This is a genomic window from Methylobacterium sp. WL7, assembly GCF_008040085.1.
GTDB lineage: Bacteria > Pseudomonadota > Alphaproteobacteria > Rhizobiales > Beijerinckiaceae > Methylobacterium > Methylobacterium mesophilicum.
Genome location: NZ_VRVG01000040.1, coordinates 22,849 through 39,521, shown reverse-complemented (window position 1 = coordinate 39,521; position 16,673 = coordinate 22,849). Strand labels below are relative to the sequence as shown.

Genomic DNA, 16,673 nt, shown 5'->3' with positions numbered 1-16,673 from the left:
CCCCCACTCCCCCCAAAAAAAACTACGCCGTCCGCTTCTGGTAGTCCTTCACGTCGGTGAAGCGCACCGCCGGGTAGCGCTCCTCCTCGTAGCGGAGCGAGAACGCCGTGGTCGCCATGAAGACCGGGGCGCCGTCGAGGTCCTTGGCCATGGCCGAGCCGTGGCTGTCCACGAACTTGTCCAGCTCGATCTCGGAATCCGACTCGATCCAGCGGCATACCGAGAAGCGCGAGGTCTCGTAATCGACCGGGAGGCCGTACTCGGCCTGGAGGCGCTCCTTCAGCACGTCGAGCTGGAGCGCGCCGACCACGCCGACGATCGCCTGGCTGCCGTCCTGCGGCACGAACACCTGGACGACCCCCTCCTCGCCCATCTGCTGCAGCGCCTCGCGCAGCTTCTTGGCCTTCATGGCGTCGGTCAGCTTGATCCGGCGCAGGATCTCGGGTGCGAAGCTCGGGACGCCGCGGAACAGCAGGTCCTCGCCTTCGGTGAGCGTGTCGCCGATCCGCAGGGTGCCGTGGTTCGGGATCCCGACCACGTCGCCCGCAAAAGCCTCGTCCGCGATGGCGCGGTCCTGAGCGAAGAAGAATTGCGGCGCCGAGAGCGAGATCGGCTTTCCGGTTCGGACCAGCCGGGCCTTCATGCCCCGGCTGAGCTTGCCCGAGCAGACCCGCATGAAGGCGATCCGGTCCCGGTGGTTCGGGTCCATGTTCGCCTGGATCTTGAACACGAAGCCGGTCATGCGCGGCTCGGTCGGCTCGACCAGGCGCTTGTCGGCATCCTGGCCGCGGGGTGGCGGTGCCACCTTGGCGAGACCGTCGATGAGGTCGCGCACGCCGAAGTTGCGCAGCGCCGAGCCGAAGAACACCGGCGTCAGGTGGCCCTCGCGGAACGCGTCGAGGTCGAACGGCTTGAGCCCGCCCTCGGCCAGCTCGACCTCCTCGCGCCACGCATCGGCCGCGCCGTTCTCGGTGAGCAGCGTATCGAACAGCGGGTCCTGCGGGCCGGACACCGCCACCATGCCGGCATCCTCGGCGGCGTCGAGCCGGCGGACGCGGTTGGCGCCGAGTTCGTAGGTCCCGGAGAAGTTGCGGCCGGTGCCGATCGGCCAAGTCACCGGGGCGACGTCGAGCGCCAGCGTCTTCTCGATCTCGTCCAGCAGCTCGAACGTGTCGCGGGCCTCGCGGTCGAGCTTGTTCACGAAGGTGACGATCGGGATGTCGCGCAGGCGGCAGACCTCGAACAGCTTGCGGGTGCGCGCCTCGATGCCTTTGGCCGCGTCGATCACCATCACGGCCGAATCGACCGCGGTCAGCGTCCGGTAGGTGTCCTCCGAGAAGTCCTCGTGGCCCGGCGTGTCGAGCAGGTTGAAGACGCAGTCGCCGTACTCGAAGGTCATCACCGAGGTGACCACCGAGATGCCGCGCTCCTTCTCGATCCCCATCCAGTCGGACCGGGTCGAGACCCGATTGCGCTTGGCCTTGACCTCGCCGGCGAGCTGGATCGCGCCGCCGAACAGCAGCAGCTTCTCGGTCAGCGTGGTCTTGCCCGCATCCGGGTGCGAGATGATCGCGAAGGTGCGCCGCCGCGCAACCGGGTCGGCCGGCCTCGCTTCGGTCTTGGTCTGCATCAGCATGGAGCGAACGCTCTGGGTCGGCACAACGGGAGGGCGTCGCCCGGCGGTGCCGCCTCGGGCGAGGGTCTCGGCATCGTGTAGCGGCAAGCCCCGGTATTGGCAAAGACGCAGGGAAGCCGGCCTCGGGCTGATCCAGGTCCCGGTTTCAAAAGGTCGTTCGACCTTTTGCGGGTGAAGGGCGGAGCCCTTCGTCTCCATCAGGGCTCCGCCCTGACAACCCGCCAAAGGGCTGAGCCCTTTGGAAACCCGCCTTAGGCCGCCTCGGCCGCCAGCGCGTGCAAGTCTGCAACCAGGGCGTCCACGCGCGCGGCCTCGGCGTCCCAGGCGAACATGAACCGCGCCCCGCCGCCGATGAAGGTGTAGAACCGCCAGCCCCGCGCCCGCAGCCGCTCCATGGTCGCGGCCGGCATCGCCAGGAAGACGGCGTTGGCCTCCACGGGGAACAGCGCGCGGATCCCCGGCAGGCCGGCGACGGCCCCGGCAAAGCGCCGGGCGCAGGCATTGCCGTGGGCGGCGTTCCGCAGCCAGGCGCCGCTCTCCAGCATGCCGACCCAGGGGGCGGACAGGAAGCGCATCTTCGAGGCGAGCTGGCCAGCCTGCTTGCACCGGAAGCCGAAATCCTCCGCGAGCTTCGGATCGAAGAACACCACCGCCTCGCCGGCATGCATGCCGTTCTTGGTGCCGCCGAAGCACAACACGTCGATCCCGGCGCGCCAGGTCATGTCGGCGGGGCTGCAGCCGAGGCTGGCGCAGGCGTTGGCGAAGCGCGAGCCGTCCATGTGCAGCGCGAGCCCGAGTTCCCGGCATGTGGCGGACAGCGACCGCAGTTCGGCCAGGGTGTAGACCTGCCCGGTCTCGGTCGGCTGGGTGATCGTGACCACCCGCGGCCGCGGGAAGTGGATGTCGCTGCGGTTGGTGGCGAGCCCGCGGATCGCCTCCGGGGTGAGCTTGCCGCCCTCGGTGCGGACCGTGAGCAGCTTGGAGCCGTTGGAGAAGAATTCCGGCGCGCCGCACTCGTCGGTCTCGACATGGGCCGAGTCGGCGCAGATGACGCTGTGATAGGATTGGCACAGGGCCGCCAGCGCGAGGGCGTTCGCCGCCGTGCCGTTGAAGGCGAAGAACACCTCGCACTCGGTCTCGAACAGGCGGCGGAACGCGTCCGCGGCCCGGGCGGTCCAGGCATCCTCGCCATAGGCCGGCGCGTGGCCGCGATTGGCCGCCTCCATGGCGGCCCAGGCCTCCGGGCAGATGCCGGAGTAGTTGTCGCTGGCGAATTGCTGCGGGTCGTCGTGTTGCATCCGCACAGCGTAGATCCGCGTCCGATCGCCTTGCAATCCGGCTTCGCCCCAAATCGAGCCCAAGCAGGGCTGCCGCGCGTCGAACCGGTATCCGGCCCGCCACGCCGGATTTCGAGAGGCCCGCTGCGAAGATCGCTGCCGGGAAGATGTTGGAACTGGTTCGCGCTTGGTGTAGAAGGCGCGCCAAGGCGTGGGCTCCACGCCGATTCGGAAACCGACGTTCCCGTCCCTCCCGGGTGCTACCGGGCGAGGGACGTTGCCGGTTTCCAGATCGGCGGCGGGCTGCGCAAGCCCCAAATCCAGGTCCAGAGGATCAAGTCCGTTGCAGGTACTCGTTCGCGATAACAACGTCGATCAGGCGCTCCGCGTCCTCAAGAAGAAGATGCAGCGTGAGGGCATCTTCCGCGAGATGAAGCAGCGCAAGGCGTATGAGAAGCCGTCCGTGCGCAAGGCGCGCGAGAAGGCGGAAGCCGTCCGCCGCGCCCGCAAGCAGGCTCGCAAGACCGCGATCCGCGAGGGCCTGATCGCCGCTCCGAAGCCGAAGCCCCGTTTCCCGGCCGGCAGCCGTCGCCCCGGCTTCCCGTCGCCGAGCGCGGCCCCGTCGCAGCAGGGCGGCAACGCCTCCGGCCAGGTCGCGGTGACCCCGGCGCCCGTCGTCTAAGACGCTCTATCCTGAACGGCAGAAGCCCGGACCGCGCGAGCGGCCGGGCTTTTTGCGTTTGGTTTGGCTGGGATCGGCGTCGGCCGGGGGGCGGTGACGCAATGCGCCGTCGAGGATTACGACTCTATCGTTCGGTGCAACGCACAGGATCCTTGCCGGAGGCATGGGCTCTTCGAGCGCTCGCCGCCGAAGTGGATACCGGTTCGACGTAAGCGAGCGCGTTGCATCAAGGACTTAGAGCCGTTCCCGGTCGCAGCGCGACCGGGAACGGCTCTAGTCTCTTCGCGTGCGTCGACGCATTGATGTCGGCAGAATCCACGGGAGACACCGCGGTGCTCCCTCACCCCTCTGCGGGGGAGGGAGACGCGCTCGGGGCCGCCGTTGGTTCTCATCCGGCGGCGGGGCGTGAACATCTGAGCTTCGCGGAGGAAGGAGCACGTGCCCCCGACTCAAGCCGCCTTGGCGGCCATCGTGGCGTGCTCGGCCTGGACCAGCACGTCGAGCGCCCGCCAGGGCTTCTGCATGTAGACCGTCTGATCGGGCAGGCGCGCGTCGCGGCTCGCTCCGGAGGTGACGACCACGCGCACATCCGGCCAGCGCCGCTCGACCGCCTGGGCGAGCGACACGCCGTCCATGGCACCGGGCAGGCGAATGTCGGCGAACAGCAGGGCCACGGTGACGTCGGATCGCTCCAGGACCGAGAGCGCAGCTTCGGCGCTCTCGCAGGCGATCACGCCCAGATCGCTTTCCTCCAGGACCGCGGTCGCGAGGTGGCGCACGGCCGCGTCGTCCTCCACCACAAGCGCCACGGGGGCGGAACACTCGGGCTGTGCGCGATCCATATCAGTCTCCTGCGGTTCGGTCGTGTGAACCCCTTTTCGGGTCCCGGCCTCATTGATGGACCGGTGATTCCCCGATTTGGCCATGCTGGCCTGCCAAGAGCCGGCTCACAAGTGTCAGGGTTGTCGGGCGGCCCATGCCCGCTCCGCGATCAGGCCGCACCAATTTTGGCCCGAACGCTTGAAAATGGCGCAGCTGGGTCCCGGTTAAGAAACTGTTCACCCGTGTGGACCGACTGTTAATCTCACGCTTGAGGCGTTTGCCCCATTCCGGGGGACATCGCCTGGATCGTACGGACCAGGGAAGGATCGACGTCCGACATGTGCCGTTTCCTCGCCTATAGCGGTGAGCCGGTCTTTCTCTCGGACCTGGTCTGCGCGCCGACGCATTCGCTGGTGCACCAGTCCCTGCACGCCGACGAAGGGAAAACCGAGACCAACGGCGATGGTTTCGGCATCGGCTGGTACGGCGAGCGTCCCGAGCCCGGCGTCTATCGCGACATCTCCCCGGCCTGGTCGGACGAGAACCTCACCAACCTGTGCGGCCAGGTCCGGGCGCGAACCTTCTTCGCCCACGTGCGCGCCTCGACCGGCACCGCCACCGCCCGGGCGAATTGCCACCCGTTCGTCTACGGGCGGCATCTGTTCATGCACAACGGCCAGATCGGCGGCTACCACCGTATCAAACGTCGGCTGGAGGCCCTGATCCCGGACGCCTTCTACGATCACCGGCGCGGCAGCACGGATTCCGAGGCGATCTTCCTGCTGGCCCTGGCCAACGGCCTCGAGCAGGACCCGGTCGGCGCGATGGCCCGTACCCTGGAGACGATCCGCGCCCTGATGAAGGAGGCCAACGTCTCCGAGCCGTTGCGCTTCACCGCCCTGCTGACGGATGGCGAGACCCTCACCGCCTATCGCTGGGCCTGCGACGGCCGGCCCCCGAGCCTGTATTATCGCGACGGACCGGGCGGGATCGTCGTCGTCTCCGAGCCGATCGACGGCTGCCGCGAGGGCTGGCAGGTCGTCCCGAAGGGCGGCACGCTCCGGGCTCGCCACGGCACCGCGACCACCGTGACCGTGCCCGAGACCACCCGCTCCCGGGCCGCCTGACCGGGCGCCGGCCGTCACCGTCCTGGTGCGGCGTCAGCCATGCTCGGAACGGGATTGTCGATCCGCTTCACGTTGCCACATGTCGGCCACGGCCGATCCTGCGGCCGAGCGGGAATTGACGATGTATCCGGATACCGAGCTTCACATTGCCGGACGCTGGCGCACGGGCGCCGACCGAGAGACCCTGGGCGTCCTGAATCCGGCCACGGGCGAGACGATCGGCCAATGCGCGGTCGCAACTACGGCGGATCTGGACGAAGCGCTCGCGGCTGCCGCACGGGCCTTCCCGGCCTGGCGGAAGGTGTCGCCGTTCGAGCGCGGCAAGCTGATGCGCAAGGCCGCCGACCTGCTGCGCAGCCGCGCCGACGAGATCGCCCGCATCATGACCCTGGAGCAGGGCAAGCCACTGGCCGAGGCGCGGGTCGAGACCCTGGCGGCCGCCGACGTGATCGACTGGTTCGCCGAGGAGGGTAAGCGCGCCTACGGCCGCGTCATCCCGGCCCGCGCCGACGGCGTGCTGCAGGCGGTGGTGCGCGAGCCGGTCGGCCCGGTCGCCTGCTTCACGCCCTGGAACTTCCCGATCAACCAGGCGGTCCGCAAGATCTCGGCGGCGCTCTGCACAGGCTGTACGGTGATCCTGAAGGGTCCCGAGGACACGCCGGCGAGCTGCGCGGCGCTGGTCCGCGCCTTCCTGGACGCCGGCATCCCGGGTGACGCCCTGTCGCTGGTCTACGGCGACCCGGCGACGATCTCGGCCTACCTGATCCCCCACCCGGTGATCCGCAAGATCTCGTTCACCGGCTCGACGGTGGTGGGCAAGAAGCTCGCGGCGCTGGCCGGCGAGCACATGAAGCGCGCCACCATGGAACTCGGCGGCCACGCTCCGGTGATCGTGTTCGGCGATGCCGACGTGGAGAAGGCCGTGTCGGTCCTGGCCCCGTCGAAGTTCCGCAACGCCGGCCAGGTCTGCGTGTCGCCCACCCGCTTCCTGGTGCACGATTCGGTGTTCGACCGGTTCGTCGAGGGCTTCACCAGCTACGCAAAGGGCGCGAAGGTCGGCGACGGCCTGGATCCGGACACCAAGATGGGCCCGCTGATCCACGGGCGGCGCCTGGAGGCCATCGAGGCGCTCACCGCCGACGCCGAATCGGCCGGGGCGTCGCTGCGGGCCGGCGGCAAGCGCATCGGCAACCGCGGCAACTTCTTCGAGCCGACGGTCTTCACCGAGGTGCCGCTGACCGCCCGGATGATGAACGAGGAGCCGTTCGGCCCGGTCGCGATGATCAACCGCTTCTCGGAGGACGAGGAGGCGCTCACCGAGGCCAACCGCCTGCCCTACGGGCTTGCGGCCTACGCCTATACCCGCTCGGCCGAGCGGGCCGCCAAGGTCTCGCACGGGGTGGAGAGCGGGATGATCTCGATCAACCACCACGGCATCGCCCTGCCGGAGACGCCCTTCGGCGGCGTCAAGGAATCCGGCTACGGCAGCGAGGGCGGCTCGGAGGCGCTCGACGCCTACCTGGTGACCAAGTTCGTCACCCAGGCCAACTTCTGACGCCGGCCCGGCGCGCCGCTGCGGGCGGCGCGCCGACGCGCATCAGTAATGCGGCGGCGGCGGCTCGGGCCCGCGCGGTGCGGACCGGGCAGCCGCCTCCTCGACCTGATCGCGCAACGCGTCGACCTGGCGGACGAGCCGGTCGATCACCCGCCACTGCTCCGTGACGGTGCGGTTCAGATCCTCGATCGTCGAATCCTGCTCGGTGAGGCGCATCTCCAGGCGGTCGATGCGGGTGGGGTCGTCCATGGCCGGTCTCCAGTCCGGCCCGCGATAACGCATCCGCGGCCGTTTTCCGACCGGGCTTGTTTTCAGGCCGCCTGCACCCGTTCGGCCACCACGACTCGGTCGCGACCGCCGTGCTTGGCGACGTAGAGGGCGGCATCGGCCCGATGCATCAGGGCCTCGAAACTGATCCCGTCCCGGGCCTGTGCGATCCCGATGCTGACGCTGACCCGCAGGTCCGGCAATTCCGGCACCGACAGCCCCGCGAAGGTGCGGCGCACCTCCTCCGCGCGGGCCAGGGCCTCGGCAGGCGAGACGTCGGGCAGCAGGCAGGCGAACTCCTCCCCGCCGAGCCGGCCGAGCATCGCTTCCCGGGGCAGCAGGGATGCGGCCATGGCGCAGAACCCCACCAGCACCGCGTCGCCGACCGCGTGGCCGTGAACATCGTTGACCGCCTTGAATCGGTCGAGGTCGAACAGCAGCAGCGCAGCATCCCGGCGCACGGCGAGCGCCGCCTCCGCGGCTCCCGTGAAGGCCCGGCGATTGGATATGCCGGTGAGCGAATCCGTCGCGGCGGCGATGCGCTGCTCGCGCTCGGCCCGTTCCTTCACAAGAGCCATGCAGGTGAAGGCCAGGGCGATCGAGAACAGCAGCGTGACGAAGCACAGGATCGCGACCCATGGCGAGGTCAGCGGGTTCAACCGGGGCGGCGGCGGCGCCAGCAGGGTCGACGGGATCCGCAGCAGGTAGAAGGCGGCGTGCAAGCCCAGCGTGGTCTCGGCCGCCACGCGCGACGCGAGACGCTCCTGGCGCCCCCGCCAGAACTCCACGGCCGCGTCGCCCGTATAGAGCGCCGCCACCGCGGACGCGTACACGATCCGGGCCTCGATCGATCCGTAGAAGGCCGGCACCAGGCAGAGCACGCACCAGATCGCCGCACCCACGAGCGCCAGGCCGATCCGGACCGGTCGCCCCTCGAACGAGCGGACACCGCTCCAGATCAGCCCGTAGGCCGCCAGCACCACGGCATTGGACACCGCGATGGACACGAGGTCGGGGATCTGGCCGCGCAGGGCGAGGCCGCCGGAGCCGACCGCGCCGAGGATATGCGCCGCGCCCCACAGCGCCAGGGCGCGCGAACCCGGCGCCTGCCGCCACGACAGAACGAACAGCGTGCCGACCAGCAAGGTCATCACGGAACTGACGATCAGCAGGGTGGCTGGATCGAGATGCACGGCTTTCTATCAGTCTCCGATACGGACGATAGCATAAGCCGTCTGGTATTGACCGGCTCGCGAGGCTTGAGCCGGCTTAATTCGCAGCAGCGCGACGAAAATACCGCGCGGTTGTTTACGATTCGGCAAGGTGGATATCGGCGGCGGTGAGCACCGCCGCTTTCTCCTGCGGCTCGGGGCTCGCTTCAGGCGCCCCGGAGGGACGCGGCGACCTAGCCGGCCGCCCGATGCTCATCCGGCGCGGCGTGGATCACCGGCACCGCCGGGGCGCCTTCCCACTCCGTGTTGGCGGGGATCGACTCGCCCTTCATCACGATGGTGAGCGGGCGCAGCCGCGCGTAGTCGCCGACCTTGGTGTCGTACAGGACCGTCGCGAAGGCGCCGACCGAGACGCCGCGCCCGACCACCACGCGGCCGATCTTCATGATCCGGTCCTCGTACAGATGGGTCTGCAGCGCCGAGACGCGGTTGATCGTGGCGTAGTCGCCGATCGACACGCAGTCGAACTCGGTGATGTCGGTGGTGAGCATGCACACGCCCTTCCCGATCTTCACGCCGAACAACCGCAGGGCCCAGGGCAGGAACGGTGTGCCCTGGAGGTGCTCGAGGAGCACCTTGCCGGCCAACCCCCAGTAGGCCACCGCGATCGCCTCGGTGCGCATCGCCCACCAGGACCACATCGGCTGCATGCCGGGCTTGTAGACGCCCATCAGCAGCCACTTCATCGCGATGACCGCGGCGGACTGGATCAGCGCGATGCAGACGCTGGCGGTGACGAAGCTGACGGCCAGGCCGGTCCAATCCTTCTCCAGGATCGCCGGGTAGAAATACCAGTCGATCACGGTGATCGCCAGGGTGATGTAGAGCATCGGCGAGAACGAGGTCGCGAAGGCCTCGAACACGCCGCGGCGGATCTTCGGCCACATCCCGGGCTCGTAGGTCTGCGCGGTCGAGCCCAGATCGACCTTCTGGCGGGCCGGCAGCCGGATCGGCGGCGAGCCGAACCAGGTCTCGCCGGGGCTCATCGCGTCGTTGGCCGGCGGCTTCGACTTGATGCCGATCAGCACGTCGTCCGGGATGATTGCGCCGGGCGGGACCACGGCGTCGTTGCCGACGAAGACCCGGGCCCCGGTGCGGGCGGCCTCGAGATGCATCCAGCCCCGCCGGACCTCCTCCTCGCCGTACACGACCTCGTCGGCGATGAAGTTCTTCGCGCCGACCTCGGCGAGGTCGTAGCGGCCGGCGAGGTTGGTCGAGATCTCGGCGCCGTGGCCCATGTTGGCGCCCATCAGCCGGTACCACGCCCGCATGTAGACCGTAGCGAACAGGGACGAGAGCGTCTCGAGCGTCACCTCGACGGCGAGCGCCAGCGACCACTTGCGCAGGTAGAACAGGGAGTGGACCGAGTAGGTGCCCGAGCGGGTCCGCGGCAGCACGATCCAGCGGATGCCGGCGATCAGCAGCACCGTGCCGGCGGTCATCAGCATGGCGGTCGGCCAGGTGAGGATCGGCAGGTACCAGTGGTAGTCGACATCGGTGATGTCGGAGAGCGAATCCGAGATCTGGTCGAAGATGAAGAACGCCGGGAAGATCGGCAGCAGGCCGACCGCCGGGATCGCGCCGAGCAGAACGATATAGGCCGCCGCGAAGGCGGCGCGGCGGGCCCACGAGGCCTCGGCGGCGGCCGGCAGGTCGGCCGGGTTCGCCATCCCGACCTTGCGGCCGGGCGAGCCGTCCCAGATCTCCGCCGGCCCGACCCGGGTGCCGGTCGGGATCGTGGTCAGGTCGGCGATCTCGGCCTGCGCGCCGATCACCGTGTCGTGGCTGAGCACGCAGGAGGTGCCGACCGCCGCGTCGGCGCCGATCTCGACCGTGCCGATCACCAGCTCGTTGCCGACGATCTCGGCATTGGCGATGACGAGACGGCCGCCCAGCGAGGCGCCGTCGCCGATGGTCAGCAGGTCCGGGGCGCCGATCTCGATATCGGAGACCAGCGCGTCATGGCCGACCTTGGCGCCCATCAGCCGGAGGTAGACCGAGATCGCCGGCGATCCCTGGAGCCACTTCACGTGGACGAGGGGGGCGAGGCGCTGGGTCAGCCACCAGCGGTAGTAGTAAGCGCCCCAGAGCGGGTATCGGCCCGGCTTGGTCCTGCCGAGGATCAGCCACTTGCCCGCCACCGCGACCACCGCGGTCACGCCGTTGATCGCGATGTAGACGAGCAGCAGCACGCCGAGTTCGGCGAAGAAGCTGAGGCCGCCGCCGGTGAGCAGCAGGTAGGTCACGAACATGCCGAGCCACTGCGCGGTGGCCAGCGCGATCACGAAGGGCAGCGCGATCAGCTGGCCGAGGCCGCACAGGGCCCGGCGCAGCAGCGGCGGCGGTTCGAAGCTCAGGTCGCGGATCGCAGCCGCCGCGCCCATGCCGCCGGTGCGCGCGATCAGCGCGTCGGCCATCGCCCGCATGGTGCGCAGGGCATAGACGTCCGGCAGGGTGATGCCGGCGAGCGCCGGAGCCTCGCGCACTGCGGACACGAAGCGGGCGGCCAACAGGGAATGGCCGCCGAGGTCGGCGAAGAAGTCGCCCTCCAGCGGGATCGGCTGGTTGCCGAACACCTGCTTGGCCGCGGCGACCAGAGCCGCCTCGGTCTCGTTGGCCGGGGTCTCCTGCTCGCCGTCGGCCGACACGACCGTGAGCGGGGCGACCTTCAGGGCCTTGCGATCGACCTTGCCGGAGGTCAGCCGCGGCAAGGTCTCGGCCAGCTCGAAATGGCCGGGCACCATGTAGGGCGGCATCTGGCCGGCCAGCGTCCGGCGTAAGGTAGCGGTGTCCACCGTCCGGCCGCGCTCGGGGATCAGGAAGGCCACGAGCCGGTCCACGCCGTCGTCCTGGCGCAGCACCACGGCGGCCTGGTTGATGTCGGGCACGCTGCGGATCCGCGACTCGATCTCGCCGAGCTCGACCCGGAAGCCGCGAATCTTCACCTGGTCGTCGATGCGGCCGTGGAACAGGATCCGCCCGCCGGCATCCAGCGAGACCGCATCGCCCGAGCGGTAGAGGATCGGGTCGGTCCCGTCGGAGGCGAACGGGTTGGCGATGAACTTTTCCGCGGTCAGTTCGGGCCGCGCGAGATAACCGCGCGCCACGCCGGGCCCGCCGATCAGCAATTCGCCCTGCTGGTCACGGCCGAGCAGGCTCAGATCCTCGCCCGCGACATACACGGAATAGTTCGGGATCGGGCCGCCGATGGTCACCGGCTCGCCGGGCCGCATCTCGGCCGCGGTGGCGACCACGGTCGCCTCGGTCGGCCCGTACGTGTTGAAGAGCTGGCGCGCACCGGTCGCCCAGCGGCCGACCAGCGGCTCAGGCAGCGCTTCGCCGCCGAGCAGGACGAGGCGCACAGTCGGCAGGTCGCCGGAGATCATCGCCAGCAGGGTCGGCACGGTATCGAGCACCGTGATCCGCTCGGCTTCGAGAATACCGGGCAGGGACTCGACGTCGCCCATCATGGCCGGGCTTGCCACGAACAGCGTCGCGCCCACGAGATACGGGACCCAGATCTCCTCCATCGACAGGTCGAAGGCGACCGAGGCGCCCTGGAACACGATGTCGTCGGCACGCATGCCGTAGAGCGCGTTTCCCGACCGGAGGAAGTGGCAGATGTTGGCGTGGCTGATGACGATGCCCTTGGGCACGCCGGTCGAGCCCGAGGTGTAGATCAGGTAGGCGGGATGCTCCGGCGTCAGGCCGGCGGCGCGGGGATCCGGCACCGGGGCATCCGCGGGCGTCGCCGCGTCGAGATCCGCCGGGGTCAGGGCGGGCGCCGCGTCAGGTGCCGTCGGAGCGAGGGCGGGTGAGACCAGCAGCGCCTTGGCGGCGGAATCGGTCAGGCACACCCCGACCCGGTCGGCCGGCGCCTCGGCGTCGAAGGGCAGCCAGGCGGCGCCCGACAGGGTGATGCCGATCTGGGTGACCAGCAGGTCCGGGCCCCGGGCCATCCACAGGCCGACCACGTCGCCGGGGCCGATGCCGCGATGGGCGAGGCCGGCGGCGATCCGGCCGGCGCGGGCGGCGACCTCGGCATAGGTCAGGCTCGGATGGACGCCGCCCGCGATCACGCGGGCGCCATCGACCAGGCAGGGATGCTCCGGCCGGGCCTGCGCGGAATTCAGAAAGATCTCAGCCAGCACCTCGTCGCGGATCAGGTCGGGGCGGTGCGCGCCGCGCAGCACGGCCGCCCCGCCCGCCGGACGCTCGTGCGCCCCGGCAGCCGGTCCGGACCGGGTCTTCTCGGCGACGTCGCTCATCCGCTGCTCCGCTGGCCGACCGAACAGATCGGCGCATACCGTGGCGACCGCCCTATAGCCAGCCGATCATGCCGTTATCGAGGCGGCTTTGAACCCTGGGTGAAGGACGGATTAAGCCCAGCGCCAGCCCGACGGCTCCAGGACCAGCACCTCGCCCTGGCGGATGCCGAGGCGCGGCGCCGCGTACATGTCGAGATGGCCCAGCGCCACCAGGGCCGCCCGGGCGACGCCGCCGTGGGCGACGATCACGGCATCCCGCTCGAGCCCGGACAGGACCGGGCCGACCCGCTCCACCAGGGCGGCGTAGCTCTCGCCGCCCTGGCCGGGCGGACGGTGGTTCCAGCGCTCGCGGTCGCGGGCCGAGGCGCCGCCCGGGTCGCGGCGGCGGATCTCGGACCAGGTCGAGCCCTCCCAGTTCCCGAAGCCGATCTCCCTCAGCCGGGGATCGGTGCGATACGCCTCCGCCGGCAGGCCCAGCGTGGTGCGCAGGATCTCCATGGTCCGCCGAGTGCGCTTGAGCGGGCTCGCCAGGAACTCCGCCTCCGCCACGCCCGCCCCCGCCACCGCGGTCAGCCGCGCGGCCACGGCGACGGCCTGCGCCTCCCCGTGCGGGTTGAGATCGATGTCGCGACTGCCCTGCAGGCGGCCCTCGGCGTTCCAGGCGGTCTGGCCGTGGCGGATGAAATAGATCGTAGCCAACCGTCTCGAAATCCTGTCGCTGCGCAGGCGCCCGAAACGGCCGCGCGTGCCAACCGTTCTGGGCGTTCGTCGGCAAAGCCCCTCAACACGGTCCTGCCCATGTCTAAGAAGCACGGCAAGCATCTTCCCGGCCAGTCGCAGGACGGGGGCGTGACAGACGCCTCCGATCGGCACCAAGCCGCCCGGTCGCGGGTGCCCTCGACCGCCGTCTGGGCCGGTGCGGCCGACGTGATCGCCGGGACGGTCCCGGCGGCCCTGGGCGGCCACCGGCCGGCCCCGATCCGGGTCGCCCCGGGGATCGTGGCGGTCGAACCCGGAATGCGGGTCGACCTGACGGCGATCGATTCCGACGCCGACGGCGGCCTCGACAAGGTCTGGGCCAAGGAGGCGCTGAGCCGGGAGCGCGAGCGCATCAGCGCCTTGCAGGAGCGTCTCTATGCCGAGCGCGCCCGCAGCCTGCTGCTGGTGTTCCAGGCGATCGATACCGGCGGCAAGGACGGGACGATCCAGTCGGTGCTCAAGGGCGTCAACCCGCAGGGTTGCGCGGTGTCGTCGTTCAAGGTGCCGTCGAGCGACGAACTCGATCACGATTTCCTGTGGCGTTACCACGCCCGGACGCCGGGGCGGGGCATGATCGGCGTGTTCAACCGCAGCCATTACGAGGACGTCCTCGTGGTGCGGGTGAAGGAGCTGGTCCCCGACTCGGTCTGGCAGGGCCGCTACCGGCTGATCAACGATTTCGAGCGGCTGCTCACCGAATCCGGCACGGTGGTGATCAAATTCTTCCTGCACATCTCCAAGGACGAGCAGAAGAAGCGCCTCGAAGCCCGGATCGCCGATCCGGAGAAGCACTGGAAGTTCGACCCCGCCGACCTCATCGAGCGGAAAGCCTGGGACTCCTACCAGCAGGCCTTCGCCGACGCGCTCTCGCAATGCTCGACGCCGCACGCGCCGTGGCTGGTGGTGCCTGCCAACCACAAGTGGTTCCGCAACTACGTGATTGCCCGCACGATCGCAGATACGCTGGAGGCGATGGACCCGCGATTCCCCAAGGCCGCGAAGGGAATCGCCGACCTGAAGGTCCCGAACTGATCCAAGGGGTGCCGCATGCTGGTGGTTCGGGAGGTCGCGGTCTCTGGCTACCGCTCGCTCCGGCGGATCGGCTTCCCGGTGGACGACCTGTCGGTGTTCGTGGGCGGCAACGGCACCGGCAAGACCAACCTGTATCGCGGCCTCGAACTGCTTCAGGACGCCGCCCGGGGGACGCTCACCCGCGCGCTCGCCGTGGAGGGCGGGATGGATTCGGCGCTCTGGGCGGGGCGTCGGCGGCACGGCGAGGCGGCACGGATCCGCCTGTCCGCCACCCTGTACGATGACGGGACCGGACAGGTGTTCACCTACGCGGTCGAGGTCGGGCTCGTGCAGCAGGCCGGCGGCACCACCTACGGCGCCGCCTTCCGCAAGGAACCGCAGGTGAAGGCCGAGCGGTTGACCGTCCGGACAGGCGCCCGCACGGCGGTCCTCCTCGACCGCGATGGCCGGACCGGTTTCGCCCGCGACGAGGAGGGGCGCAAACGGCCGCTGGGCCTGGATCTGCTGCCCACCGAAACCGCGCTCGGCACCTTCCTGGACGCCACGCGTCACCCGGAGATCGCCCTGGTTCGGCTCGCCATGACGGCTTGGCGCTTCCATCACGATTTTCGGACCGATGCCGAGTCGCCGCTCCGCCGCCCGTGCCTGGCAGTGACGACGCCGACCCTCGCCTCGGACGGGTCCGACCTCGCCGCCGTGTTCGCCACCCTGGCCCATATCCGGCAGGACACGGGCGATCTCGATGCGGCGCTGGATGGCGCCTTCCCGGGCGCCCGGCTCGTGGTGCCGGATCCGGGGCGCGAGGCGAGCTTCGGCGTCACCGTCCCTGACTTCCCGGGCCGCACCTTCGCGGCCTCGGAGCTGTCGGACGGGACGTTGCGCTACCTCGCCCTCACCGGAGCGCTGCTGGCCTACCGGCTGCCGCCCTTCATCGCCCTGAACGAGCCGGAAGCGAGCCTGCATCCGGATCTGATGGAACCGCTCGCCCGGATGATCGCCCGGGCCGCCGAGCGCACCCAGATCTGGCTGGTCACGCATTCCGAGCGGCTGGCGGACGGGATCGCGATCCATGGGGGCGCCAGGCCGCGGGTGGTCGTCAAGCGCGACGGCGAGACCTGGATCGACGGGCTCACCCTTTCAGGTGAATTCGCCGACGCGGACGACGAAGATTAATCCTTGTCGAGGGTCAGGTCCGGCGCGTCGGGGTTCTTCATGCCGACGACGTGGTAGCCCGCATCCACGTGCAGGATCTCGCCGGTCATGCCCGCGGCCATGTCGGAGATCAGGTAGGCGGCGGTCTCGCCGACTTCGCCGATGGTCACGGTCCGGCGCAGGGGCGCGTTGTACTCGTTCCACTTCAGGATGTAGCGGAAGTCGCCGATCCCCGAGGCCGCCAGGGTCTTGATCGGGCCGGCCGAGATCGCGTTGACGCGGATATTCTTCGGCCCGAGATCGGCCGCGAGGTAGCGCACCGACGCTTCGAGCGCCGCCTTGGCCACGCCCATGACGTTGTAGTGCGGCATCCACTTCTCGGCGCCGTAATAGGTCAGCGTCACCAGGGAGCCGCCCGGGCGCATGATCTTCTCGGCGCGCTGGGCCACCGCGGTGAACGAGTAGCACGAGACCAGGAGCGACTTGGTGAAGTTCTCCTCGGACGTCTCGAGGTAGCGGCCGGTCAATTCGTCCTTGTCCGAGAAGGCGATGCAGTGGATCACGAAGTCGATGCCTTCGGGGAAGACCCGGGCGGCCTCGGCGAACACGGCGTCGATGGTCGCCGCCTCGGTCACGTCACAATGCCCGATGACGTGGGCGTCGAGTTCCTTGGCCAGGGGCTCGACCCGCTTGCGCAAGGCGTCGCCCTGGTAGGTGAACGCGAGTTCGGCCCCGTGCGCGCGGGCGCTGCGGGCGATGCCCCAGGCGATCGAGCGGTTGTTGGCGACACCGAGCACGAGGCCCCGCTTGCCCGCCAGAATGCCCTGCCCGTGTTCCGCCATGATCGATCCTGGAAACCTCTCG

Annotated in this window: 13 protein-coding genes; 5 read left to right on the top strand and 8 right to left on the bottom strand. The window is 69.7% G+C overall.

What is annotated here, in order from left to right; translation table 11 throughout:
• Positions 1-22 precede the first annotated feature (22 nt).
• Entirely contained in the window at positions 23-1,636 is a 1,614-nt protein-coding gene (locus tag FV233_RS12890; RefSeq protein ID WP_147855534.1) for a peptide chain release factor 3, read from the bottom strand.
• 251 nt (positions 1,637-1,887) lie between these two features.
• Positions 1,888-2,934, bottom strand: coding sequence for a low specificity L-threonine aldolase (locus FV233_RS12885; RefSeq protein ID WP_147897702.1), 1,047 nt, complete (start codon positions 2,932-2,934; stop codon positions 1,888-1,890).
• A 322-nt stretch (positions 2,935-3,256) separates the two neighbouring features.
• On the opposite strand from FV233_RS12885, the gene rpsU reads away from it, so the two are divergent.
• The gene (rpsU, locus tag FV233_RS12880; RefSeq protein ID WP_147855533.1) at positions 3,257-3,595 is read left to right on the top strand and encodes a 30S ribosomal protein S21; all 339 of its coding nucleotides are present in this window, start codon (positions 3,257-3,259) and stop codon (positions 3,593-3,595) included.
• Between the two features lie 449 nt (positions 3,596-4,044).
• On the opposite strand, the gene FV233_RS12875 is transcribed toward rpsU, so the two are convergent.
• Entirely contained in the window at positions 4,045-4,437 is a 393-nt protein-coding gene (locus FV233_RS12875) for a response regulator (RefSeq protein ID WP_058193469.1), read from the bottom strand.
• Between the two features lie 318 nt (positions 4,438-4,755).
• On the opposite strand from FV233_RS12875, the gene FV233_RS12870 reads away from it, so the two are divergent.
• Both FV233_RS12870 and FV233_RS12865 read left to right on the top strand, forming a co-directional pair.
• A complete protein-coding gene (locus tag FV233_RS12870) occupies positions 4,756-5,544 on the top strand; it encodes a class II glutamine amidotransferase (RefSeq protein ID WP_147855532.1) in 789 nt (262 codons plus the stop codon).
• Positions 5,545-5,665: 121 nt separating this feature from the next.
• Positions 5,666-7,099: an NAD-dependent succinate-semialdehyde dehydrogenase gene (locus FV233_RS12865; RefSeq protein ID WP_147897701.1), complete on the top strand. Its 1,434-nt coding sequence runs from the start codon at positions 5,666-5,668 to the stop codon at positions 7,097-7,099.
• A gap of 42 nt (positions 7,100-7,141) precedes the next feature.
• On the opposite strand, the gene FV233_RS12860 is transcribed toward FV233_RS12865, so the two are convergent.
• From FV233_RS12860 to FV233_RS12845, 4 genes are all read right to left on the bottom strand, one after another.
• Entirely contained in the window at positions 7,142-7,348 is a 207-nt protein-coding gene (locus tag FV233_RS12860; RefSeq protein WP_147897699.1) for a SlyX family protein, read from the bottom strand.
• A gap of 62 nt (positions 7,349-7,410) precedes the next feature.
• Positions 7,411-8,559, bottom strand: a complete 1,149-nt coding sequence (locus tag FV233_RS12855) for a GGDEF domain-containing protein (protein ID WP_147897698.1) — start codon at positions 8,557-8,559, stop codon at positions 7,411-7,413.
• 212 nt (positions 8,560-8,771) lie between these two features.
• Positions 8,772-12,866 (bottom strand): Pls/PosA family non-ribosomal peptide synthetase, encoded by a 4,095-nt coding sequence (locus FV233_RS12850; RefSeq protein WP_147897697.1) that lies wholly within the window; start codon positions 12,864-12,866, stop codon positions 8,772-8,774.
• A 111-nt stretch (positions 12,867-12,977) separates the two neighbouring features.
• Positions 12,978-13,565: a histidine phosphatase family protein gene (locus FV233_RS12845; RefSeq protein ID WP_147897696.1), complete on the bottom strand. Its 588-nt coding sequence runs from the start codon at positions 13,563-13,565 to the stop codon at positions 12,978-12,980.
• Positions 13,566-13,664: 99 nt separating this feature from the next.
• Between FV233_RS12845 and FV233_RS12840 the strand changes: the two genes are divergently transcribed.
• Positions 13,665-14,657: a polyphosphate kinase 2 family protein gene (locus tag FV233_RS12840; RefSeq protein ID WP_147897695.1), complete on the top strand. Its 993-nt coding sequence runs from the start codon at positions 13,665-13,667 to the stop codon at positions 14,655-14,657.
• Between the two features lie 15 nt (positions 14,658-14,672).
• Positions 14,673-15,830, top strand: coding sequence for an AAA family ATPase (locus tag FV233_RS12835; RefSeq protein ID WP_147855058.1), 1,158 nt, complete (start codon positions 14,673-14,675; stop codon positions 15,828-15,830).
• On the opposite strand, the gene fabI is transcribed toward FV233_RS12835, so the two are convergent.
• Complete coding sequence (gene fabI / locus FV233_RS12830; protein WP_147855059.1) at positions 15,827-16,651, bottom strand: enoyl-ACP reductase FabI; 825 nt, start codon at positions 16,649-16,651, stop codon at positions 15,827-15,829. The two genes, FV233_RS12835 and fabI, sit on opposite strands and share 4 nt — an antisense overlap.
• Between the last annotated feature and the right edge of the window lie 22 nt (positions 16,652-16,673).

What these genes read in the sequence shown, in the direction of transcription:
- FV233_RS12890 (WP_147855534.1), bottom strand. Translation starts at nt 1,636, where the DNA reads ATGCTGATGCAGACCAAGACCGAAGCGAGGCCGGCCGACCCGGTTGCG.
- FV233_RS12885 (WP_147897702.1), bottom strand. Translation starts at nt 2,934, where the DNA reads ATGCAACACGACGACCCGCAGCAATTCGCCAGCGACAACTACTCCGGC.
- FV233_RS12875 (WP_058193469.1), bottom strand. Translation starts at nt 4,437, where the DNA reads ATGGATCGCGCACAGCCCGAGTGTTCCGCCCCCGTGGCGCTTGTGGTG.
- FV233_RS12870 (WP_147855532.1), top strand. Translation starts at nt 4,756, where the DNA reads ATGTGCCGTTTCCTCGCCTATAGCGGTGAGCCGGTCTTTCTCTCGGAC.
- FV233_RS12865 (WP_147897701.1), top strand. Translation starts at nt 5,666, where the DNA reads ATGTATCCGGATACCGAGCTTCACATTGCCGGACGCTGGCGCACGGGC.
- FV233_RS12860 (WP_147897699.1), bottom strand. Translation starts at nt 7,348, where the DNA reads ATGGACGACCCCACCCGCATCGACCGCCTGGAGATGCGCCTCACCGAG.
- FV233_RS12850 (WP_147897697.1), bottom strand. Translation starts at nt 12,866, where the DNA reads ATGAGCGACGTCGCCGAGAAGACCCGGTCCGGACCGGCTGCCGGGGCG.
- FV233_RS12840 (WP_147897695.1), top strand. Translation starts at nt 13,665, where the DNA reads ATGTCTAAGAAGCACGGCAAGCATCTTCCCGGCCAGTCGCAGGACGGG.
- FV233_RS12835 (WP_147855058.1), top strand. Translation starts at nt 14,673, where the DNA reads ATGCTGGTGGTTCGGGAGGTCGCGGTCTCTGGCTACCGCTCGCTCCGG.
- fabI (WP_147855059.1), bottom strand. Translation starts at nt 16,651, where the DNA reads ATGGCGGAACACGGGCAGGGCATTCTGGCGGGCAAGCGGGGCCTCGTG.